Annotated in this window: 24 protein-coding genes and 1 riboswitch; of the genes, 15 read left to right on the top strand and 9 right to left on the bottom strand. The window is 64.4% G+C overall.

From position 1 onward, the window contains the following. The 3 genes from IAE40_RS25190 to IAE40_RS25180 all read left to right on the top strand — a co-directional run. The coding region (locus IAE40_RS25190) for an MFS transporter (RefSeq protein ID WP_442798513.1) at nt 1-1,177 on the top strand (1,177 nt) is incomplete at its 5' end. A gap of 88 nt (nt 1,178-1,265) precedes the next feature. Then, nucleotides 1,266-1,811 carry a cupin domain-containing protein gene (locus IAE40_RS25185; protein WP_054890862.1) on the top strand — a complete coding sequence of 182 codons (546 nt, stop codon included), beginning with the start codon at nt 1,266-1,268 and terminating at the stop codon, nt 1,809-1,811. 6 nt (nt 1,812-1,817) lie between these two features. After that, nucleotides 1,818-2,105, top strand: a complete 288-nt coding sequence (locus IAE40_RS25180) for a DUF7693 family protein (RefSeq protein WP_200604047.1) — start codon at nt 1,818-1,820, stop codon at nt 2,103-2,105. Here IAE40_RS25180 and IAE40_RS25175 read toward each other — a convergent pair. After that, nucleotides 2,097-2,687 (bottom strand): 2-hydroxychromene-2-carboxylate isomerase, encoded by a 591-nt coding sequence (locus IAE40_RS25175; RefSeq protein WP_200604046.1) that lies wholly within the window; start codon nt 2,685-2,687, stop codon nt 2,097-2,099. The genes IAE40_RS25180 and IAE40_RS25175 overlap by 9 nt on opposite strands. Before the next feature lie 40 nt (nt 2,688-2,727). Beyond that, nucleotides 2,728-3,459 (bottom strand): SDR family oxidoreductase, encoded by a 732-nt coding sequence (locus IAE40_RS25170; RefSeq protein WP_063546751.1) that lies wholly within the window; start codon nt 3,457-3,459, stop codon nt 2,728-2,730. An 88-nt stretch (nt 3,460-3,547) separates the two neighbouring features. Here IAE40_RS25170 and IAE40_RS25165 point away from each other — a divergent pair, with 88 nt between their 5' ends. Then, entirely contained in the window at nt 3,548-4,108 is a 561-nt protein-coding gene (locus tag IAE40_RS25165) for a TetR/AcrR family transcriptional regulator (protein ID WP_200604045.1), read from the top strand. Between the two features lie 39 nt (nt 4,109-4,147). Here the strand turns inward: IAE40_RS25165 and nfsB are convergent, their stop codons facing one another. Continuing rightward, nucleotides 4,148-4,798: an oxygen-insensitive NAD(P)H nitroreductase gene (nfsB, locus tag IAE40_RS25160; protein WP_200604044.1), complete on the bottom strand. Its 651-nt coding sequence runs from the start codon at nt 4,796-4,798 to the stop codon at nt 4,148-4,150. A 102-nt stretch (nt 4,799-4,900) separates the two neighbouring features. Between nfsB and IAE40_RS25155 the strand changes: the two genes are divergently transcribed. Continuing rightward, nucleotides 4,901-5,797, top strand: coding sequence for a LysR family transcriptional regulator (locus IAE40_RS25155; RefSeq protein ID WP_054890867.1), 897 nt, complete (start codon nt 4,901-4,903; stop codon nt 5,795-5,797). On the opposite strand, the gene IAE40_RS25150 is transcribed toward IAE40_RS25155, so the two are convergent. Then, the gene (locus tag IAE40_RS25150; RefSeq protein WP_153773832.1) at nt 5,794-6,663 is read right to left on the bottom strand and encodes a hypothetical protein; all 870 of its coding nucleotides are present in this window, start codon (nt 6,661-6,663) and stop codon (nt 5,794-5,796) included. The two genes, IAE40_RS25155 and IAE40_RS25150, sit on opposite strands and share 4 nt — an antisense overlap. Nucleotides 6,664-6,798: 135 nt before the next feature. Here IAE40_RS25150 and IAE40_RS25145 point away from each other — a divergent pair, with 135 nt between their 5' ends. Both IAE40_RS25145 and IAE40_RS25140 read left to right on the top strand, forming a co-directional pair. After that, nucleotides 6,799-7,629 carry an AraC family transcriptional regulator gene (locus IAE40_RS25145; protein WP_197891040.1) on the top strand — a complete coding sequence of 277 codons (831 nt, stop codon included), beginning with the start codon at nt 6,799-6,801 and terminating at the stop codon, nt 7,627-7,629. A 48-nt stretch (nt 7,630-7,677) separates the two neighbouring features. Then, complete coding sequence (locus IAE40_RS25140; RefSeq protein ID WP_200604043.1) at nt 7,678-8,262, top strand: LysE family translocator; 585 nt, start codon at nt 7,678-7,680, stop codon at nt 8,260-8,262. Between the two features lie 3 nt (nt 8,263-8,265). Here IAE40_RS25140 and IAE40_RS25135 read toward each other — a convergent pair whose 3' ends face one another. Then, nucleotides 8,266-9,477 (bottom strand): sugar transporter, encoded by a 1,212-nt coding sequence (locus IAE40_RS25135; RefSeq protein ID WP_153773835.1) that lies wholly within the window; start codon nt 9,475-9,477, stop codon nt 8,266-8,268. Nucleotides 9,478-9,671: 194 nt separating this feature from the next. Here IAE40_RS25135 and IAE40_RS25130 point away from each other — a divergent pair, with 194 nt between their 5' ends. Further along, the gene (locus IAE40_RS25130; protein ID WP_153773836.1) at nt 9,672-10,964 is read left to right on the top strand and encodes a hypothetical protein; all 1,293 of its coding nucleotides are present in this window, start codon (nt 9,672-9,674) and stop codon (nt 10,962-10,964) included. Nucleotides 10,965-11,018: 54 nt separating this feature from the next. On the opposite strand, the gene IAE40_RS25125 is transcribed toward IAE40_RS25130, so the two are convergent. Beyond that, nucleotides 11,019-12,071, bottom strand: a complete 1,053-nt coding sequence (locus tag IAE40_RS25125) for an NAD(P)-dependent alcohol dehydrogenase (protein ID WP_200604042.1) — start codon at nt 12,069-12,071, stop codon at nt 11,019-11,021. Nucleotides 12,072-12,252: 181 nt separating this feature from the next. Here IAE40_RS25125 and IAE40_RS25120 point away from each other — a divergent pair, with 181 nt between their 5' ends. Further along, complete coding sequence (locus tag IAE40_RS25120) at nt 12,253-13,158, top strand: AraC family transcriptional regulator (RefSeq protein ID WP_054890873.1); 906 nt, start codon at nt 12,253-12,255, stop codon at nt 13,156-13,158. Between the two features lie 8 nt (nt 13,159-13,166). Here the strand turns inward: IAE40_RS25120 and IAE40_RS25115 are convergent, their stop codons facing one another. Then, complete coding sequence (locus tag IAE40_RS25115; protein ID WP_054890874.1) at nt 13,167-13,766, bottom strand: TetR/AcrR family transcriptional regulator; 600 nt, start codon at nt 13,764-13,766, stop codon at nt 13,167-13,169. A 91-nt stretch (nt 13,767-13,857) separates the two neighbouring features. On the opposite strand from IAE40_RS25115, the gene IAE40_RS25110 reads away from it, so the two are divergent. Then, nucleotides 13,858-14,475 (top strand): NAD(P)H-dependent oxidoreductase, encoded by a 618-nt coding sequence (locus IAE40_RS25110; RefSeq protein ID WP_153773838.1) that lies wholly within the window; start codon nt 13,858-13,860, stop codon nt 14,473-14,475. On the opposite strand, the gene thpR is transcribed toward IAE40_RS25110, so the two are convergent. Beyond that, nucleotides 14,436-14,984: an RNA 2',3'-cyclic phosphodiesterase gene (gene thpR, locus IAE40_RS25105; protein WP_200604041.1), complete on the bottom strand. Its 549-nt coding sequence runs from the start codon at nt 14,982-14,984 to the stop codon at nt 14,436-14,438. The two genes, IAE40_RS25110 and thpR, sit on opposite strands and share 40 nt — an antisense overlap. A gap of 196 nt (nt 14,985-15,180) precedes the next feature. Between thpR and lpxO the strand changes: the two genes are divergently transcribed. The 3 genes from lpxO to IAE40_RS25090 all read left to right on the top strand — a co-directional run bounded on the left by lpxO (nt 15,181) and on the right by IAE40_RS25090 (nt 17,175). Next, complete coding sequence (gene lpxO / locus IAE40_RS25100) at nt 15,181-16,080, top strand: lipid A hydroxylase LpxO (protein ID WP_054890877.1); 900 nt, start codon at nt 15,181-15,183, stop codon at nt 16,078-16,080. Nucleotides 16,081-16,182: 102 nt separating this feature from the next. Beyond that, complete coding sequence (locus IAE40_RS25095; RefSeq protein ID WP_054890878.1) at nt 16,183-16,527, top strand: carboxymuconolactone decarboxylase family protein; 345 nt, start codon at nt 16,183-16,185, stop codon at nt 16,525-16,527. Between the two features lie 78 nt (nt 16,528-16,605). Further along, nucleotides 16,606-17,175, top strand: coding sequence for a GNAT family N-acetyltransferase (locus IAE40_RS25090; RefSeq protein WP_054890879.1), 570 nt, complete (start codon nt 16,606-16,608; stop codon nt 17,173-17,175). An 85-nt stretch (nt 17,176-17,260) separates the two neighbouring features. On the opposite strand, the gene IAE40_RS25085 is transcribed toward IAE40_RS25090, so the two are convergent. Further along, entirely contained in the window at nt 17,261-18,007 is a 747-nt protein-coding gene (locus IAE40_RS25085; RefSeq protein ID WP_151924845.1) for an outer membrane beta-barrel protein, read from the bottom strand. Between the two features lie 161 nt (nt 18,008-18,168). Then, a riboswitch (cobalamin riboswitch) is annotated at nt 18,169-18,371 on the top strand. Between the two features lie 113 nt (nt 18,372-18,484). Here IAE40_RS25085 and IAE40_RS25080 point away from each other — a divergent pair. After that, the gene (locus IAE40_RS25080) at nt 18,485-20,611 is read left to right on the top strand and encodes a TonB-dependent receptor (protein ID WP_200604040.1); all 2,127 of its coding nucleotides are present in this window, start codon (nt 18,485-18,487) and stop codon (nt 20,609-20,611) included. A 176-nt stretch (nt 20,612-20,787) separates the two neighbouring features. After that, entirely contained in the window at nt 20,788-21,243 is a 456-nt protein-coding gene (locus tag IAE40_RS25075; RefSeq protein ID WP_200604039.1) for an REP-associated tyrosine transposase, read from the top strand. The last annotated feature ends 62 nt before the right edge of the window (nt 21,244-21,305 follow it).

Below are 21,305 nucleotides of genomic sequence, written 5' to 3'. Positions count from 1 at the left end.
GCCCCAAGCCCCCGCCCTGGACCTGCGCCCGCTGCTGCTGGTGAACATGGCCTGCACCATGTCGATGATGGCGTTCGTTGCCTTGATCGGCCCCATCGCCCGCCTGCTGGGGATGGCGACCTGGCAAGCCGGTGCGGCGGTCACCGTGGCAGGCGTGGTCTGGGTCATTCTTGCACGCCCATGGGGCCGGGCCGCCGACCGCCTGGGCCGGCGACGCATCCTGCTGATGGGCAGTGCCGGCTTCACCGTCGCCTATTGGCTGCTGTGCCTGTTCATCGATGGCGCCTTGCGCTGGCTGCCGGGCGCGACCCTGGCCTTTCTCGGCCTGATGCTGACCCGCGGCCTGATCGGCGCCTTCTATGCCGCGCTGCCGGTGGGCGGCAATGCGCTGATCGCCGACCATGTCGAGCCCGAGCGCCGCGCCCGCGCCATGGCCTTGCTCGGCGCAGCCAATGCCGTAGGGCTGGTGCTCGGCCCGGCACTGGCCGCGTTGCTGGCTCGCCATAGCCTGAGCGCCCCGTTCTTCATCATGTCGCTGCTGCCGGCCAGCGCATTCCTCGTGCTGCTGTTCAAGCTCAAGCCTCAGCCGCTGCCCCACAACTATGCGCCAAGCCCTGTGCGCCTGGGTGACCCGCGCCTGCGCCGACCGTTGATCGTGGCCTTCAGCGCCATGCTCAGCGTGACCGTGTCGCAGATCACTGTGGGCTTTTTCGCCCTCGATCGCTTGCAACTGAACAGTGCCGATGCCGCCCAGGCCGCAGGCATCGCCCTGACCGCCGTGGGCGTGGCGCTGATTGGCTCGCAGATTCTGCTGCGCCAGTTGGAGTGGCCACCGCTGAAGATGATCCGCGTGGGCGCCAGCATCAGCGCGCTGGGCTTTGCCGCCGGGGCCTTGGCCACCACTGCTCCGGCATTGTGGGCGTGCTTCTTCGTCGCCGCTGCCGGCATGGGTTTCGTCTTCCCTGCCTTCTCGGCGCTGGCCGCCAATGCCATGCAAGCCAGCGAACAAGGGGCCACCGCGGGGTCGATCAGCGCTGCTCAAGGCATGGGAGCGGTGATCGGGCCGCTGGCCGGGACGCTGGTCTACGCCGTCGATCCGCGCCTGCCGTTCGTGGCCGTGGCCGTGCTGTTGCTGCTGGTCGGGCTGTGGCCTGCCCCCGCCGTCCAGCGCACCTGACAAGCACAGCGCGTTGCCGGTCAGAGTGTGTTTTAATGCGCTGCCCATTATTTTTGACACCTCTGATCACTCACTACTCAAGGCGGCTATGGACACGGGGACACGACTCAAACTGGTGCGTGAACGCAACAACCTCTCCCAGCGGGAGCTGGCCCGCCGCAGCGGCCTGACCAACTCGACGATTTCGCAGATCGAGCAGAACCGCGTCAGCCCCTCGGTCAGTTCCCTGAAAAAACTCCTCGAAGGCATCCCCATGAGCCTCGCCGAGTTCTTCAGCTTCGATGAACCTGCACGCGAAGAGCGCTACGTGTTCCGCGGTGGCGAGCAACCTGACCTGGGTCGCAACGGCCTGCGCATGCTGCTGGTCGGCGCCAGTGTCGAAGGCCGACAGATGCGCATGCTGCGCGAGCTCTACGCACCGGGTGCCGACTCGGGCGAGCCGATCGTGCATGCCGAAGGCGAGGAATGCGGGCTGGTCACCCGGGGGACGGTCGAGTTGTGGGTCGATGGCCAGGTCAGCGTGCTCAACTCGGGCGACGGCTACTACATCCCCACCACGCTGCCGCACAGCTTCAAGAACATCGGCCCGGACGAAGCAGAAATCATCAGCGCCAATACCCCGGCGAACTTCTGATCGTTCATGTCCGCCCCCAACAGCCGTGAGATCTACCAGTGCCTGCGTGACGCCGCCCTCGGCGTCCAGGCGCTGGACGTGCACGAGCACCTGAGCGACGGGCGGGTGAGGGTACAGATCGGCCACTGGCAACTGATCCTGACCCTCGACGACGAAGGCATCGCCCATTGCAGCGAATGCCGCGCCCCCGATGGCCGCGAGGCCGAGCGCGGCCACTGGCAGCGCTATGGCACCGACCCGGTCGAGCTGCTCAGCGTCTGGGAACGCACGCAACTGGAGCGGCTGTTAGGTTAATGCTTCTTCGATGAAGTCCAAGCGGTCCTGACCGAAGAACATCTGCCCGCCGACAAAACAGATCGGCGCGCCGAACACGCCCCGCTCGACCGCCTCCTGGGTCACCTGCTTGAGCCGCTCCTTGACCTCGACGTCGGCCGCCAGGGCACGAAACGCCTCGGGGTCCATGCCTGCTTCGCGCAGCGTCGCATCGAGCACCTCAGGGTCCGACAGATTGCGCTGTTGCACCCACAGCCCGTCGAACAACGCCTTGAGCAAGGGTTCGAGGCGCTCGGGCGAACGCATCTGCGTGCCGAGCACGCCACGCATCAGGTTCAGGGTATTGACCGGAAACCCTGGCGGGAGGCTGAACGGCACGCCATAACGGGCAGCGAAGCGTTTCAGGTCACCGATCATGTAGCGCCCCTTGGCCGGTATCGTCGCCGGCGAGGCATTGCCGGTGGCCTGGAACACACCGCCCAGCAGCATTGGTCGCAGCGCCAGGGTTGCGCCTCGGCGGGCACACAGGGCGGGCAACTGGGTCCAGGCCAGGTAGCTGGCCGGACTGCCCAGATCAAAGTAGAACTCGACGCACTTGCTCATGCAGCACTCCTTGTGGCGGAAGGTGGTTGGGCACAGCGGATCACCAGCGTTCGATCCAGGGGCGCAAGTCAAGTTCGAAGGTCCAGGCGTCCCGGGGCTGGGTGTGCAGGTACCAGTAGCTGTCGGCGATATGCGCCGGGTCAAGGATGCCATCCTGGTCCTTCAGGGCGTAGCGCTCAGGGAAGGTATCGCGAATGAACGCCGTGTCGATGGCGCCGTCGACCACCACGTGCGCCACGTGGATGTTTCGCGGCCCCAGCTCGCGCGCCATGCTCTGGGCCAGGGCGCGCAAGGCGTGCTTGGCACCGGCGAAGGCAGCAAAACCGGCGGCGCCGCGGGTGCCGGCAGTGGCGCCGGTGAAGATCAGGGTGCCGCGTTCGCGGGTGACCATGCGCCGCGCCACTGCCTGAGAAGTGAGAAAGCCGGCGAAGCAGGCCATTTCCCAGATCTTGAAGTATTTGCGCGGCGTTTCGTCGAGGATGCTGCAGGGCACGTTGGCGCCGATGTTGAACACGAAGGCCTCGATCGGGGCGATATCACGCTCGATGGTTTCGATCAGCTCGGCCACCGCCTCTTCCTTGCGTGCATCGGAGCCGAAACCGTAGGCCTGACCGCCAGCCGCACGGATCTCGTCCACCAGTGGTTGCAGCTTGTCAGCGTCGCGACGGGTCACACAGGCGATATAACCTTCGCGGGCAAAACGCTTGGCGATCTCGCCGCCGGTGGCATCACCCGCCCCTATCACCAGGACCGCTTTTCGTTGTTCTGTCACCGGCACCTCCATTGATGAACGATCATTTAGTAAACGAACGCTATGCTATGATCGCTGCACCGTCAAGCCAGCACACCGAGGGTCACGGATGCGCTACTCCACCGATCACAAGCAACAGACTCGCGAGAAATTGCTGGCCAGCAGCGGCGTCCTGGCCAAACGTGGTGGTTTCGCCAGTACCGGCGTCGCCGAGTTGATGAAGGCCATCGGCCTTACCGGTGGCGCCTTCTACAATCACTTCCCGTCCAAGGATGACCTGTTCAGCGAGGTGGTGCGACGCGAGCTGTGCAATAGCCCGTTCGCTCGCCTGGCCAGCCAGGGCGCCGACCGCGAACATCTGCGCCGCTGCCTGAAGCAGTACTTGAGCCTGGCCCACCTGCACAATCCCGAAGGTGGCTGCCCGCTGCCGCCGCTGGGGGTCGAGATCGCTCGCGCCGAGCGACCGGTGCGTGAACAGGCCGAACACTGGCTGCTCGAACTGCAGGCCGCGTGGAGTGAAACGCTTGGGGACGAGCGCAGGGCCTGGGCGTTGATCAGCCAGTGCGTCGGTGCTCTGGTGGTCGGGCGTATGTTGGCCAGCGAGGAAGTACAGCAGCAAGTGCTGGACGCCAGCCGCGACGTGGTCGAGCAGGCGCTGGAGGAAGATTGAAAGCCGGGGCAGACCGTAGAGGCCTGCCCCGGTTTTTCTTCAGAGGAAGGTAAACACCGTCTCGGCCGACAGCCGCGACTTGCTCAGGCCGGCATTGAAGTCATCTTCGCTGCGGTACCCCAGGCTCAGCAGCACGACGCTGGTGAAGCCACGCTCGCGCAGGCCCAGCTCGGCGTCCAGCGCCTTGCTGTCGAAGCCCTCGATCGGGGTCGCATCGAGCCCGTGGGCGGCAGCGCCCAGCAAAGCGGTGCCCAGGGCCAGGTAGGTCTGCTTTTCCATCCAGTGCTGCGCATCCTTGAGATCGTAGCGGTGCAGGTTCACATAGCCACGGCGCGTCGTGTCCTGGCCGGCACGGGCCTGATCATCGCGAAAACGGCCGTCGGCCGCTTCCTGGTCAAGCACGGCGTGCAGGTGCGCCTCGGTCATTTCGGTGCGTGTGGCGAACACGATTACGTGCGAGGCGTTGAGAATCTTGGGTGTGTTGTAGGCGAAGGCTTCGGTGGCCTTGGCCAGGCGTGCCTTGCCTTCGGCGCTGTCGGCGACGACGAAGTGCCAGGGCTGCGAGTTGACCGAGGACGGGCTATGACGCAATTGCTCGAGCAGTGCATCCACGGTGGCCTGCGGGATCCTGCGGCTGGCGTCGTAGGCCTTGGTGGTGTAGCGGCGCTTGGCCAGGGTGACGGTATCCATCGGAACTGCTCCTGTCAGGGAAGGTGATGGCGCGTATCTTATCTTTCCCACAGGAAAGAAAAACCAGCACAATGCAGCAACACTTTCATTCCAGGAGTGAAAATGCTGCGCCTTGACGATCTACAACTGTTCATTCGCTCCAGCGCCCTGGGCAGCTTCACCGCCGCCGCCCTGGAAGCCGACCTGCTACCGGGCCAGGTCGCAGCAGCGATCAAGCGCCTGGAGCGAGAGCTGGACGTGCGCCTGTTTGCCCGCACCACCCGTAGCCTGCGCCTGACCGCCGAGGGTGAGCTGTACCTGCCCACCGCCCACAGTGTGCTGGAGACCCTGCGTCACGGGCGTGAGAGCCTGCATGGCGATCACAGTGAACTGCGCGGTGTACTGCAGGTGTCGGCGCCTTCGGATGTCGGACGCAACCTGGTGCTGCCCTGGCTCACCGAGTTTCGCCGCGAACACTCGGGCCTGAGCCTGCGCTTCTTTCTCTCCGACGAACTCGCCGACCTGTACCGCGACCCGGTGGATGTCGGCATCCGCTATGGCATCGACGACGCTGCCAACTACATCTCGCTGCCACTGGCGCCGTGGAACCGCAGGGTACTGGTCGCCGCCCCCGCCTACCTCGCCCGCCGCGGCCGCCCGCACACCCCGCAAGACCTGCAACAGCACGATTGCCTGCTGTACCTGCAGCAGTCGCGGGTCTTCGACCGCTGGCAACTGGGTGAGCAGACGGTGCAGGTCAGCGGGCCGCTGTTCTGCGATGACGCCGATGTGGTACGGCGCTGGGCACTGGCCGGCGAAGGCATCGCCTTCAAGTCATGGCTGGACGTGCACGCCAATGTCGCGGCCGGCGAACTCGAGGTGCTGATGCCGGACTTCCCCGGCGACCTGCGCCCCCTGATCCTGGTGTGCCCGCACCGCAAGCAGCTGTCGCCGGCGGTAGCGCGCTTGCATCAGTGGTTGCAGGGCAAGTTTGCGCAGTTGCAGCCCGACCCTGGTTAGTGCGCCTTGCAGGAAGACTCGGCCTGCTCCTTGGCATCCTTGCCAAGCGTCAGCACGCTGCCATAGATGGCGCACAACCAGCCACCCCGCTCATGCACCTGCTGTCGAGCGGTATCCACGACCGCGAACATCTTGCCCACCGTCACGGTGGGAATGACGTAGGCGGGAATCAGCAGCGCCAGCGTCAACGCCCAACGCACTTTCGGATTGGCGTTGGCGCCATGCTCACGCATGACGAAATAACACTGGGCATCATCAATGACGCGGCCCTGGGCAAGCACCTCCAGAACATGCTCGTCCTGGCTCGTGAAGGGCGTTTCACCAGCTGCCCCACTCGGCGATTGCCTGGCGCGCAAGCCCTCCAATATCTCGCCAGCCTCGCCACGTAGCACCCTGGCACTGCCTTCACGCTTGATCAGGTCTTCAAAGGTCGGATAACGATACGCACCCGGCGCGCACAGGTGATACAGCACGGAAAACACCAGCAGGCTCAGACCGCTCAGCCAATACATGAACAAGCTGAATGGCAATTGCTCGACATGTCCCGCCTGCTTGAACCCCTCGACCGCCAGAGGCACGACGCTCAGGGCCACAGTCACCAGAAGCATGAGCTTGCTGGAGGCGATCAGCGACATGACTTTCCAGTCATGGGCAAACCCCACCTTCGGCGCTCGAAAAGATAGGGCACCGCTCGCCAGGGTGCACACGCCGACGAACACCAGGTAGATGATCAACAGCCAGCCGCCCGTGGCGCCCATGCTCTGAACCAGGGGAATCACTGTGAAGATCGCTACCACCTGGGCAATCACCGCAGCGACGACCATGACCAGCAGCACCTGCAACCAATTTGTAGATGTGTCTTTCATCAGAGCAACAGCTTCCTGCAAAAACACCCAGTATACCGGCCCAATGCCACTATCCGAACTATCCCGTGCACATCCGTTCTAAAATCCGCAGCGCTTTTAAGCTAAGGTGAAAACTCCCTTTCGCAGGCCTCGCCCATGTCCAACTGGATCGACCTCAAGCAAGACGCCGACACCGGCATCGAGTCGGTCCGCGCGCATTTCGTCGGCCACGCCTACGACCCGCACTGGCACGACAGCTTCCTGGTCGGGGTCACCGAACAGGGTGTACAGCAGTTCAATTGCCGCCGGGTTCGGCACCAGAGCACGCCGGGCCAGGTGTTCCTGCTGGAGCCGGGCGACCTTCACGATGGCAACGCCCCCACCCACGAAGGTTTCACCTATTCCACGCTGTACCTGGACTCGAAGTGGCTGGAAAACGAGCTGCATGCACTGTTCGAACAGGCCCCGGCAGGCTGCCTGCCCGCCTTCGCTGACACCCTGTGTGCCGACCCGCGACTGGCGGGCGCCACCTTGCGCGCCTTCCAGGCCATGCACGGCGGCGAACTGCGGATCGTGCGCCAGACCGCCATGGACGACCTGCTCGCCTGCCTGACCCGGCACCTGCACTGGCGCAAGCGCCTCGACCCCGATCCACGCCTGCCGCTGTGCGCCCAGCGAGCGCGCGACTACCTGCACGCCCATATCGACCAGGACATCGGCCTGAACGAGGTGGCACAGGTCTGCGGTGTCGATCGCTTTCGCCTCACCCGCGCCTTCAAGGCCGCCTTCGGCCTGGCGCCGCACGCCTACCTGATTCAGTTGCGCCTGGCCCGCGCCCGGCGCCTGCTGGCTCGTGGCGACACCCCCAGCGAAGTGGCCATGGCCTTGGGCTTTGCCGACCAGAGCCACCTGGGGCGCTGGTTCCGTCGTGCCTACCGGCTGACACCGGCCGACTATCGCCGACGCTGCTCAAAGCTTCCAGACTGAACCGCCCCCACGCCTGACCATGGTGTTCCGAACCACAGGAGCCTCACCATGTCGTCATCGCTGTTGCCCTTCATCCTTTTTGCCTTGGCCGCCAGCATCAGCCCCGGGCCGACCAACCTGCTGATTCTCGCCCACGGCGCGCACAACGGCCTGCGTGCCAGCCTGGCGCCGATCTTCGCGGCCTGCGCGGCGGCCGCGGCGATCGTCTGGGTGGTAGGCCTGGGGCTGGGAGAGGTGCTGCTGCGCCACCCGCTAGCGCAGCAGGTGATGAGCTGGGTGGGCGTGCTGTGGTTGAGTCGCCTGGCCTGGCAGTTGTTCCGCGCCGCTGGCGAGCCCTTGCATGCCATGGCGCGGCAGCGCTTCGGGGTCGGCAGCGCGGCATCGCTGCAACTGGTCAATCCCAAGGTCTGGCTGATGGCGGTGGCGGTGATCGGGGTGTTTGCCACGCCAGGATTGCCGGTGTGGCACCTGGCGCTGGTATTTCTGATCATCGCCCTGCCCTGCATGGGCGCCTGGGCGCTGCTCGGGATCGGCAGTGCCCGCTGGTTGCGTTCGCCCCGGCACCTGCAGCGCTTCAATCAGTTGCTGGCACTGTTGCTGGTGGTGTCGGCGTGGTCGGCTTTACTGGCGTGAAGCTCAAGGCGCGGGGGGCGCGGCAAGGGCATCGCGAAAGCGCTGGCTGCTGGCCAAGGCCAGGCCCAACCCCACCACCGCCACCACACCGCCGACCAGGCCGATATTGGCCACACCGATCTGGCTGCTGACGATACTGCCCAGCAATGCCCCGCCACCGATACCGATGTTGTAGATCCCCGAGAACAGTGCCATGGCCACATCGGTAGCGTCGGACGCCAACTTGAGCGTCTTCGACTGCAACGACAGGCTGAAGCTCAGGATCGCCACGCCCCAGAACATGCTCAGCACGGCGAACGCGGCGAAGTTCCCCGACAGCGGCAACAGCAGCAACAGGCACGCGGCCAGACAACCGATCGAGCCGACCAGGAAACCGTGCGGGAAGCGGTCGCTGTAACGGCTGAACAGCACCGAGCCGAGCACACCCGCCCCACCGAACAGCAACAGGATCAGGGTCGTGTGCTCACCGCTGATCTGCGCCACATGCAGGGCGAACGGTTCGATGTAGCTGTAGGCGGTGAACTGTGCGGTGATCACCAGCGTGACCAGAAGATAGGTGATGACCAGGGCAGGCCTGCGGAACAGGATCGGCAGGCTGCGCAGCGAACCGGAGTTCTGGCTCGGCAGCAAGGGCAGCGACTTCATCAGGCACAGCATGGTCGCCAGCGCCACGCCCGCAATGCTGAGGAAGGTGATGCGCCAACCCAGCGCCTCGCCCACCACACGCCCGAGCGGGATGCCCAGGACCATCGCCAGGGTAGTGCCGGTGGCCAGCAACCCGAGCGCCTTGGCCTGCTTGCCAGCCGGCGCCACGCGCACCGCCAGCGACGCGGTGATCGCCCAGAACACCGCGTGCGACAAGGCGATGCCGATGCGGCTGACCAGCAGCATGGCGAAACTCTGCGCCATCCACGACAGCAAGTGGCTGACGATGAATACCAGGAACACGAACAGCAACAGGCGCCGCCGCTCGATGTTTCGGGTCATCAGCATCATCGGCAGCGAAGCCAGTGCCACCACCCAGGCGTAGATGGTCAGCATCAGGCCCACCTGCGCGGTGGTCATGTCGAAGCTGCGACCGATGTCGCTGAGCAGTGCCACCGGCACGAACTCGGTGGTGTTGAAGATGAACGCCGCCAGCGCCAGCGCGATCACGCTCAGCCAACTGCCGCCGCCTGCCGGTGCAGGTAGGGAATCAGGTAGGGGTCCATTCATCGAGGCCAATGCAATCTCCGCAGGCAAAGCGATAGGACGCGCCCCACGTGCCCAGGTTCGGGTCGCGGATGCACGTTTGTTATTGGTAGGAATACTCGGCATGGTACGCGTCAAGGCCAGGCCTCACAACCGCGCGCGCACGGAGTACCATGACGCACTGTAGCAACATGCGGAACAAGGAGTCCGATCCGCTCATGGACACGCAACACCCTCAGCAGCAGTGGCAACAGGCGGTCACCGCCTACGCCGAGGCCGTCAACCGCCATGTTGCGCAAGGTTGCGCACCAGGACACGACACAGCACAAGCGCCCTGCCCACCGGCCATCGATCACCTGCTCGACGCCTGGCAGCTCGCCCTGCACGCAATCAACCGACCTGGCATCGACGAGCACCAGCGTCAGTTGTTTCGCGAAGCCTGGCCGCCCGCCCATGATCCCTTGCTGCCACTGCTCCCGAGCCATGGCCAGGGTATCGCCCAGGTGCTGCTGCTCGATGACGGCCGCTTGCTTGCACGTATCGGCATGCCCCATGACAACGGCCAGGTGGTGCAGATCGACCGCAACGGGGTGACCCCGATGATCAGTGTCGAGCACTTCGGCCGCTGCCCGCGACGACGCTACTTCGCCCTGGCCAATGCGGAGGGCGTAAGGGTCACCGACGGCTGGGGCGGCCCACAGGTCGCTCGGTTGTCCTGGCCCCATGGCCTGGAAGGCCTGCCGCCTGGCTACCCGTTCGATCCCTTCGACCTGCCACCCACCCCAACCCGCCTGCTCCCCCTGCCGGATGGCCGACGGGTACTGCTGGTCAGCCGCGAGGGCATCTTCCTGCTCACACCTCGAGGTGCCACCCGCCTGCTGCGCCGCGAAGCAGACATCCTCGCGCAACTGGCCGACGGCACCGACCCTGACGACATCGCGCTGACCCTGACCCAAGCCCATGCCGCACTGTCGCCGGACGGCAGACGGATCGTGCTGGGCGAGCAGCGCGGCAACCACCAGGTACTCGACGAGCACCTGGAGCCGCTGGCCGAGATCGTCCCGGCGGGGGAACATCCGCACTTCGCCCTGTTCAACCACCGCGGCGACCAGTTGCTGCTCAATGCCTGCCAGGGCGACGGCGGCGCCAGCCTTGGCGTAACGCTCGCCAATCTGGCAACCGATCCGCAGATCTCGATGCTGCAGGACGGCGTGCAGATCCATGCCGGCGTCGCACGTCAAGGCGAGTACATCGTCGGCGATGCCCAAGGTTACCTGCGTGGCTTCGGCGAAGACGGTCGCGCGCACTGGCAGCATTATCTGGGGTCGGCCATCAGCGCCATGGACATCAGCGCCGACGGCCGCACCCTGGTCGCCGCCAGCCATGCCGGATTCATCTCGCTGATCGCCTTGGACAGCAAGCGGCCTGCCTGGCAGATCGGCACTGGCGAACACGCCGAGGTGCGGCGCTGGTTGTTCTGGAAAGGGTGGAGGAAGGCGATGGTCTGGTAGCGCCTGTACTGGCCGCAATCGCGGGCCCCCCCGCGATTGCGTTCAACGCCCGGATCAGGCCTGCAAGGTCGCCATGTCGATCACGAAGCGGTACTTCACATCACCCTTGATCATCCGCTCGAACGCCTCGTTGATGTGGCGGATATCCAGCATCTCGATATCGCAGCTGATGCCGTGCTCGGCGCAGAAGTCCAGCACTTCCTGGGTTTCGGCGATGCCGCCAATCAAGGAGCCGGCCAGCACCCGCCGCTTGAGCACCAGGTTGGCCGCATGCACGGGCGGATCAACCGGCTCGATCAGGCCGACCAGGATGTGCACGCCGTCGAACTTCAGGGTTTCGAGGTAGGGATTCAGGTCGTGTTGCACCGGGATGGTGTCGAGCAGGAAGTCGAAGCGACCCGCCGCCTCGCGCATCTGCGCCTCGTCGGTGGAGACGATGACATGATCGGCGCCCTGGCGACGGGCTTCCTCGGCCTTGGCCGGGGAGCGGGTGAACAGCGTCACCTCGGCGCCCAGGGCCTTGGCGAACTTGATGCCCATGTGGCCCAGGCCGCCCATGCCCAGCACGCCGACCTTGTGCCCAGGCCCCACGCCGTGGTGCTTGAGCGGTGAGTAAGTGGTGATGCCCGCGCAGAGGATCGGCGCTGCACTGGGCAGGTCCATCCCTTGGGGAATACGCAGGACGAAGTGCTCGCTGACCACGATGCTGCTGGAATAGCCACCCAGGGTATTGCTGCCGTCGATACGGTCGGGACTGGCGTAGGTCTGGGTCGGCCCTTCCAGGCAATACTGCTCCAGGTCCTGCCGGCAAGCCTCGCAATGGCGGCAGGAATCGACCATGCAGCCGACGCCGACCAGGTCACCGACCTGGTACTTGCTGGCCTTTTCACCTACGGCGGTGACACGACCGACGATCTCGTGGCCGGGCATCAGTGGATAGACGGCAATGCCCCACTCATTGCGGGCCTGGTGAATATCGGAGTGACACACGCCGCAGTAGAGGATGTCGATGGCGACATCATCCGGGCGCAGGCCACGGCGCTGGAAGGTCATGGGTGCCAGGGGCGCGGTGGAAGACTGGGCGGCATAACCGATGGCGGTGTACATGCTCTGGACCTCGCAATATTGAAACGATTCAGGCCACGCATTCTGCGCATCGAAACGGGCCCGGCCCACAGCCGATCCTCCGGCATTCGTGCCTGATTCTCCGGAATTGGCCGCAGCGATCTGGCGCTGGACTGTCAATCTGCGAAGATGCCAGTGTCTGATTCTCTGTCCCTGGTTTGCCATGCACCTGACCCAACACGTCGACGCCAATGCCCCCCTCTGCTCGCTGATCCGCGCCCTCGCCTCGCGCCCCGGATTCGTCGACACCTACCTGCCCCAGGTCCAGGTGTTGTCGTGGGACCACTATGTGGCGAGCAGCCCACAGATCTACGAACCGAGCCTGATCATCATCGCCCAGGGCAGCAAGCTCGCGCGCCTGGGGCCGCGCACGCTGGAATACGGTGCCGGGCACTACCTGATCCAGGCGCTTTCAGTGCCCTTCATGTGCGAAACCTTCGCCACGCCCCAGGCGCCCATGCTCGGCGTGGCCGTGAGCATCGACCGTACCGTGCTGAGCGAACTGGTGCAGAACATGGCCCTGCCGCCGGACCCGGCGGTACAGGCGCAGACGCCGCAGTCGATGAGCTCGGCGGCGCTGGGTGCTCCAATGCGCGCCAGCGTCGAGCGTCTGCTCGAATGCCTGCAGGACCCGCTGGATGCGAAAATGCTGGGGGCCGCACGGGTGCGGGAGGTGTTGTATACGGCCTTGCGCGGCCCTCAAGCCGGTGTGTTGCGGGCGCTGGTCGAACAGCAGGGGCACTTTGCCCGGATCGGCGTCGCGCTCGCCTACCTGCGCGATCATTTCGCCGAGCCGTTGAGTGTCGAAGCGCTGGCCAGCCGTGCCAACATGAGCGTTTCGACCTTCCACGAACACTTCAAGCGCTGCACCGAACTGGCGCCGATGCAGTACCTCAAACGCCTGCGCCTGCTCAAGGCGCAGCAGATGCTGATCGGCGAGAGCCTGGGCGTGGCCCAGGTGGCGCACCGGGTAGGCTACCAGAGCACCTCGCAGTTCAGCCGCGAATACAAGCGCGAATTCGCCCGCAGCCCGGGAGACGAACTGCCCTACCGCAGCCTGCCGGTATGACCCAGCCCTCAGCCCTGGCGCCGGACCATCGCCACGATACCGGCGCTCAGTTCCGCCTTGGCCTGCCCTGGCTCGACTTCCCCCGACGCCGCCGCCTGTGACAATGCCTCGGCGGCGCCGACCAGCAGACGCAAGCCGGCCAATCCGATATCCCCGCCCGGCGCAAACGGCGCCAGCGCCTGGCGGCACCTGTCCAGGAACGGATCCTCGTACCCACGCTTGAGCGCCTCGAGCTCCGGCGAGCCGGCCAACGCCGCACTGACGCCCGGTATCTCACGCCCCTGGGTCATCACACAGTCGACATAGGCTGCGGCGATTACCGCCGCACGCGCCTCAAGGTCCACAGGACAGTCCGCCAGCACGACCTCGAGCATGGCGGTCTGGCGCGCGTCGTATTCCTCGTAAAGCGCCACCAGCAAGCCGTTGCGGGTTTCGAAGTGGTCGTACACCACCGGCTTGGTCACCCCTGCCAGCTCGCTCAGGCGCCCCAGGCTCAGCGCATCGGTGCCCTCCTCGCGAACCATCTGCCAGGCCACCGCTATCAATTGCCGCCGACGATCCTCACGGGACAGGCGTTTACGTACAGGGCGCGTCTCATCGCTTGACATAGCTTACCTACCAAAAGTAACTTACCAACCGTAACTTACGCCGAGTATATAGCGCCCGGCCTCTTCCCGCATCCCATAAAGGAACGCATCCATGCACGCCCTGATCGTCCTCGCCCACCCCGACGCCCAATCACTCACCCACGCATTGTCCAGGCAGATCGCCGACGGCCTGGCCCAGGCAGGCCATACCAGCGAAATCGCCGACCTGGCCGCAGAGGGCTTCGACCCGCGCTTCGAATTGCCCGACCTCAATGTCCATCGTCACCTGGCCAAGCCGCCGGCGGACGTACTTGCCGAGCAGGTACGCATCGAACGCGCCGATACCCTGGTGCTGGTCTACCCGGTGTACTGGTGGTCGTTCCCCGCACTGCTCAAGGGCTGGATCGACCGTGTGTTCAGCAATGGCTGGGCCTTCAGCTACGAAGACGGCAAGACCACCAAGCTGCTCAACCACCTGAAGGTCCACCTGGTGGCGGTCGGCGGCACCGACGCTGCCCTGTTCGACCGCCATGGCTACGGCGCTGCAATGCGCGTACAGATCGAGCACGGCATCTTCGACTGGTGCGGCGCCCAGGTATCGAGCTCGATCCTTCTGGACGAGAGCGAAGGCCCGGATACCGCCAGGCACTTACCCACCGCCTACACCCTCGGACAACGTCTGTTCGCCCCTCAGGCTTCGTCCAGCGGCCACTCGGCCAGCGGACAGTAACGGCCCTTGCGCGATTCATAGAGACCGAACCGGCGGGCATTGAGGAAGAACTCCGGAGCCTGCGCCGCCTCTGGTGGCTGCCCCTGGAAATCCCGTGACAGCGTCAGGTGCGGACGGTATTCACGGGCCTGCTCGGCGATGCCCAGTGGCAGTAGGCGCTGCTCCAGGCCGTAGACCAGTTGGCGCAGGTTGGCAGGGGTATCGCCAGGTTCGAGCACCAGCGCGCCGGCACGTCGCCACACCTGCAGACGGTCGAGCAACAGGCGTATCGGCGCCCCTGGGCGCGTCATGCCGTCTACCGCCGCGCACAGTGCCGGTACCTGGGCGGCATCCACATCGCCCAGAAACAGCAACGTCACATGAAAATTCTCGGCCGGTACCGGCTTGCCGGCCCGCAACCCCAATTCACGACGCCACTGGGCAACGGCCCGGCGCTGGGTTTCGGGCAAAGCCAGGGCGAAAAACAGGCGCTTGAAGGGCGCGCCGCTTGGGCGTACATCCTGAACCATCGGAAACTCCTCGAGGGCTGAAGGGCAAGCCGATTCAAACGTTGCCGCGGTTGAATCGTTTGCGCAGATACCGGGGTATTCCACCTTCGTCCATCAGCAATGACTTAACAATAAGTACAAACTGGCGACACGATTGTTTATGCTGGCGGGCTACAGCCATGGCGCATAGCCATTTTTATTCGACAAGTAACCGTCCATGAAAATTGCACTCGTACTGATCTTCGTCCTCTCGATCGCCTATGTTCACCTGCGCGGTCGCGTTCGCCACAAGCTGACTCGCCAGCTGGGCGACCACTCGAGCTTCCTCGCCCCGGTCAACAGTTTCCTGTACCTGTTCTCCAAGCACCCGGCCAAGCCCTACTTGCCTGTCGAGTCGTTCCCTGAGCTGCAGCCGCTCAAGGACCACTGGCAGGAAATTCGCGAAGAAGCCCAGCAATTGCTGCACGCCGGCGAGATCAAGAAATCCGACAACTACGATGACGTTGGCTTCAACTCGTTCTTCAAGACCGGCTGGAAGCGCTTCTACCTGAAATGGTACGGCGAGAGCCACCCTTCGGCGATGACCCTGTGCCCACGCACGACCGAACTGCTGCAAGGCATCGGCACGGTCAAGGCGGCGATGTTCGCCACCCTGCCGCCGGGAGCCAAGCTGGTTCGTCACCGTGACCCCTATGCCGGCTCCTACCGTTACCACCTGGGCCTGGACACACCGAACGACGATGGTTGCTACATCGATGTGGACGGCGAGAAGTATTCCTGGCGCGACGGCGAGGCGGTGATCTTCGACGAGACGTACATCCACTACGCGGCCAATACCACCGAGCACAACCGTATCATCCTGTTCTGCGACGTCGAGCGCCCGTTGAAGTACCGCTGGGCAAGCGCCTTCAACCGTTGGTTCAGCCGCAACGTCATGGCCGCGGCAGCTGCGCCCAACGATGCCAACGACAAGACTGGCGGCATCAATCGCCTGTTCACGCGCATCTACAAGATCCGCGAACGTGGCAAGGCCATGAAGAAGCGCAACCGCACCCGCTACTACCTCGAGAAATGGGCCGTGGTGGCGGCACTGGTGCTGCTGTTCATCTACATCTGACACGTCCTGCGGCCTCCTTGCCCCTCGGTGACGAGGCCTGCCCTTCCCCCCATCTTCGACTAGCCTGAAAGCTCCTGCTGCCAACCTGACAAGGTGAAGACGATGAGCATGATGGACTGGGACGCCTACCGTAAGCAGTTGATGGCCGGCATCGGCGATCTCAAGCAGCTTTCCCCCGACACCGTGGCCGGCTACGCCACCGCCAGCGCTGCCGGCGCCAAGACCAACCACCTCGACGCCAAGACCCGCGAGCTGATTTCCCTAGCCGTGGCGGTGACCACTCGCTGCGACGGCTGCATCGCCGTGCATTCGCAGCAGGCGGTCAAGCACGGTGCGACCCGCGAGGAAATCGCCGAAGCCCTCGGCGTGGCCGTGGCCATGAACGCGGGCGCTGCCCTGGTGTATTCGGCACGGGCGCTGGATGCGGTCGGCAAGGCCGGCAGTTGACGCTCTCGGGCGCCACAGCCCTTGCATGACGGCGCCCATCCACCCAGACTTGCCGGCCCAGCCCGAGCAGGAACCGACATGATCCACATTCGCCCCATGACCCCGGAAGACTTCGAGCGTTTCTGGCCGACCTTCCAGGCCATCGTCCAGGCGCGCGAAACCTACGCATACGACCCGCAGATGTCGCAGGAGCAGGCGCGCACGCTGTGGCTGGAGTTTCCGTTGCACACCCTGGTGGCCGAAGAGGATGGCGAGCTGCTTGGTTCCTACTACCTCAAGGCCAATGCCGCAGGCCCGGGTGCGCACGTGGGCAATTGCGGATACATGGTCACACCCCGTTCACGCGGACGTGGCGTGGCACGGCTGATGTGCGAGCACTCGCAGAAGCTGGCGCGCCAGGAGGGTTTTCTGGCCTTGCAGTTCAATTCGGTCGTGGCGAGCAACGAGGTCGCCGTGGGGCTGTGGCACAAGCTCGGTTTCGAGACCGTCGGGCGCCTGCCCAAGGCATTTCGTCATGCAGCACTGGGGCTGGTGGATTGCCTGGTGATGTACAAGTGGCTGGCCGATGAGCCAGTGACCGAGAAACCGGCGCTGCTGATCGGACGCAAGAACATCGAGGCGCGGGTATCGCGGCGCCGGGGCCGCTAGGCGCCCTTGAGCCTGCTGGGGAATCCTCGTGCCGCGATTGCGGCACGAGGCTGCCCTTACAAACGGCGTACAACCATCGAAGGCATCAGAACGCCAGGCCGACCTTCACGCCAAACTCGTCACGCTTGAGCTTGTTGTTGTCGGCAACCGGCGAGTCCTCGTCGATCTTGTACTCGGTACGGGTGTAGTACACGCCCGCCTGGATCGGCATGCTGCCTTGCTGGTTCATCAGCAGGGTGACTTCGGCATACGGGTTGGTGCGGTCCTTCATGTCGACACTGTCGCTGCCGAAGTCGTCGACCTTCAAGCGCGCACGGCCATCGATGGTGTGACGAGCACCGACTTCGACACGCAGGGTCGAGGCATCGAACTGGTGGTTGTAACCCAGCGCGGCCTTGGCGAACGGCGACTTGTAGGTCAACTTGGTGTCCAGGTCGTTGATCTCGGGCTCGAAACGGGTCCAGCTGTAACCGCCACCGACGATCACGTCGACGAAGTTGCGCGCATCCAGCGCGGCACGCCAGCCAAGGTCGAGGTCGGCCTGCGCCTCCTTGAGCTTGTTGTCGTTCTTCTTGCCGTACTTGGCTTCGGCACCGATCTGGTAGATGAAGCCGGACTCGGCCGTCATCTTGTTGCCGAAGTTGGCGAACACACCGCCTTGGCCCAGGTGCTCCTTGTCGGAGTCGCTGCCGCCTTCGAACTTGAACTTGTCGTAGGAACCGAGCAGGCCGAAGGTGAACAGGGGCTCGGTGCTGGGGGCTGCCATCGCTGCCAGCGGCGCGCCGAGGAGGGCCAGGGCGCAAGTGTGACGCAGCAGTTTTCCAGTAAACATTCGCAAAAGTCTCCATGACGTTGAATAAAAAGGGCGAACGAGCGGTTCGAGACAACGTCAGTCGGAAAAGTTCGAAAAAAATCTAATAAAAACGCGCAACCCCGCAGCCCATCACGTTTTTTCGCCTATCCAAACGATTGACTCCCCCTGCGTTCGATGGTCAGATGCCGCCAGTTTCAGGTGTCCTGCGCCGCCGTGCGCAGGGTGAAACGGGAAGCCGGTGCGTCTTTGCAGACAAGTCCGGCGCTGCCCCCGCAACGGTAAGCGAGCGAATCCTTCGACACACCACTGTGCTCAGGCATGGGAAGGTGAAGGCTTCACGACCCTCGCAAGCCCGGAGACCGGCCTGACGCTTCTGTTGGCAAACCCGCGGTGGGCGGGCGCAGGCCGGTGTTCGCGTGCGCGCTTGCGTGCGTGTCTGCTCGTCTTTGCGTTGTTTCCACCGGGATCCATTCATTCCTGAACCCGTGGAACGACATGTCCCGACACTTCAAGCTTCACACTCTGGCCGCCTGCATGGCCGTGTCCCTGCCGGCCCTGGCCGAGCAGCTGCAAGGCAAGGTCCTCGACCTGCCCTCGACGGCGATCACCGAGACTCGCGATGAACAGACCGTCGATCTGGCAACCCCTACCCAAGCCGGTTCGCGCCTGAACCTCAGCGCCCTGGAAACCCCGGCCAGCACCACCAGCATCACCGCCGAGCAGATCCAACAGCGCGCCAACCTCACGGTGCAGGATGCAGTGACCCGATCGCCCGGCATCACCTCCGTCGGCACCCCGGGCAACGGCAACACCGCCCTCTCCGCCCGTGGTTTCACCGGACACGCCTCGGTGATGACCCTGTTCGACGGCTCGCGCCTGTACACCGGCGCCGGCACCCAGACCTTTCCGGTCGACCCGTGGATGGTCGAGCGCATTGATGTGATCCGCGGCCCCGCCTCGGTGCTTTATGGCGAAGGCGCCACGGGTGCTGTGATCAACGTGATCCCGAAAAAACCCTTCGCCGGCGAGATCCGCAACCACCTGCGCCTGGGCTATGGCTCATGGGATCGCCAGCAACTGGGGCTGGACAGCGGCGGCAGCCTGAGCGAGCGCCTCAGCTACCGCGTGACCGTGAACAAGCAGGAAGGCAATGGCTGGGTCGACCGCACCGATTCGCGCAGCCTGGCCTTGAGTGCAGCCTTGCGCTTCGATGCCACCGACGACCTGAGCTTCACCCTCGCCCATGAGCGTGGCGACGCACAGCCCTCGAACTACTTTGGCACGCCGCTGATCGACGGCCACCTGCGCGACAGCCTGCGCAAGAAGAACTACAACATCCAGAACGACGTGCAGCGCTACCACGACGAATGGACCCGCTTCAACACCGACTGGACCCTCAGCGACAGCGTCACGGCCAGCAACCAGCTGTACTACATCAAGAGCCGTCGGCACTGGCGCAATGCCGAGGACTACACCTGGGATCCCATCCGCGAGCAGCTGGAGCGGGCAAGCTACCTGGAGATCAAGCACAACCAGGAGCAGATCGGCGACCGCCAGAGCTTCACCTTCGATCATTCGCTGTTCGGGCTGAACAGCAAGACCGTGGTCGGTGCCGAGTACAACAAGATCCGTTTCAATGTCGACAGCAACTCGCCGTACAACGATGTCGGCGGCGATTACGTCGATCCTTGGAGTCCGGCACCGGGCGGGTTCCAGAGCCAGAACGTCACACGTCCGCAAACCCTCTCGACCACCCACACCTTCGCCCTGTTCGCCGAGAACCGTACCCAACTGACCGATCGCCTGTCGCTGGTGACCGGTATCCGCCGCGACCAGAACCACATAGACCGTAACAACCTGACCAACGACACGCGAGTCGACCGCAGCCTGCAAGGCGGCAACTGGCGCGCCGGCCTGGTATTCGCGGTAACCGACAACCTGTCGCTGTACGGCCAGTACTCCACCAGCGAAGACGGGGTGAGCAACCTGATCAGCCTCAGCCCGAGCCAGATCAACTACGACCTGACCGAATCGAAGCAGACCGAGCTGGGGCTCAAGCAGCGCTTCTGGGATGGGCGTGGTGAATGGACCCTGGCGGCGTATCACATCGTCAAGAAGAAGCTGTTGGTCGACGACCCGATCAGCCATGAGAAACAGCAGGCCGGCCAGCAGACCTCCGACGGCCTGGAAGCCGCGCTGGAGCTCGATCTGGGCCACCAATGGCAGGTATCGGCCAACGCCTCGGTGGTCCGCGCCAAGTACGACGACTTCGACGAGATCGTCGGCGGCATCGCCCAGGACCGCGCCGGCAACCGCCCCGCCAACGTTCCGCGCCGCACCGCCAACCTCTGGCTCAACAAGGGCTTCGGCCAGACCGTCGACGCCGGCATCGGCCTGCGCTACGTCGACCAGCGCTATGCCGACACCGCCAACGCCTACAGCGTCCCCGGCTACACCGTGGTCGATGCCAATCTCGGCTGGCACATTCTGCCCGACGTACGCCTGGGCCTGCAGTTGAACAACCTGTTCAACCGCGACTACGTGGTTGCCGCGCACAGTGGCGAGCAATGGCTGTTGGGCGCGCCACGCTCGTACTTCGCAACGGTGGACTACAGCTTCTGATGCCGTAGGCCTCGCCGGCCCTATCGCGGGACGAGCCCGCTCCCACAGGATCAGTGAAGAACCTGTGGGAGCGGGCTCGTCCCGCGATAGGGCCGGCACATTCAGCAAAAAATCTCCCGAGCAACCAGCCACAGTATCGCTACCTTGATCAAAGGAAGAATGTTCAAGGAGAAAGCATGGATCGCCCTCATTCCAGCCTGTTGCGCCGTGGCCGCTTTTCCGAGTCCGGCAGAATCTATCTGCTCACCACCGTCACGCGCTCCCGCCAGCCTTTTTTCCAGTTTCTGCGTCCGGCACGTGCAGTCGTCCAGCAACTGCGTCACGCCGAAGAGGAACAGTCATGTCGCTCCCTGGCCTGGGTTGTGATGCCGGATCATCTCCACTGGCTGATCGAGTTGCGCACTGGGACGCTAGGAGCGTTGATGCGCAGGTTCAAGTCCAGGACCAGTCATGCGCTTTACCAGACAGGTGGGGGTACAGGGCGGATCTGGCAGCCTGGGTACCAGGACAGAGCTATCCGCAGGGAGGAGGATGTTCAAGCCGTGGCGCGGTACATCGTTTCCAACCCGCTGCGTGCGGGGCTGGTTGGGAGTGTGCGGGAGTATTCGCACTGGGATGCTGTTTGGTTGTAAGTGCCGGCCCTATCGCGGGACGAGCCCGCTCCCACAGGATCAGTAAAGAACCTGTGGGAGCG

The organism is Pseudomonas sp. S44 (assembly GCF_016624805.1).
GTDB lineage: Bacteria > Pseudomonadota > Gammaproteobacteria > Pseudomonadales > Pseudomonadaceae > Aquipseudomonas > Aquipseudomonas machongensis.
Note: the sequence above shows the minus strand (reverse complement) of the source record. Positions and strands in the feature narration are given on the sequence as shown.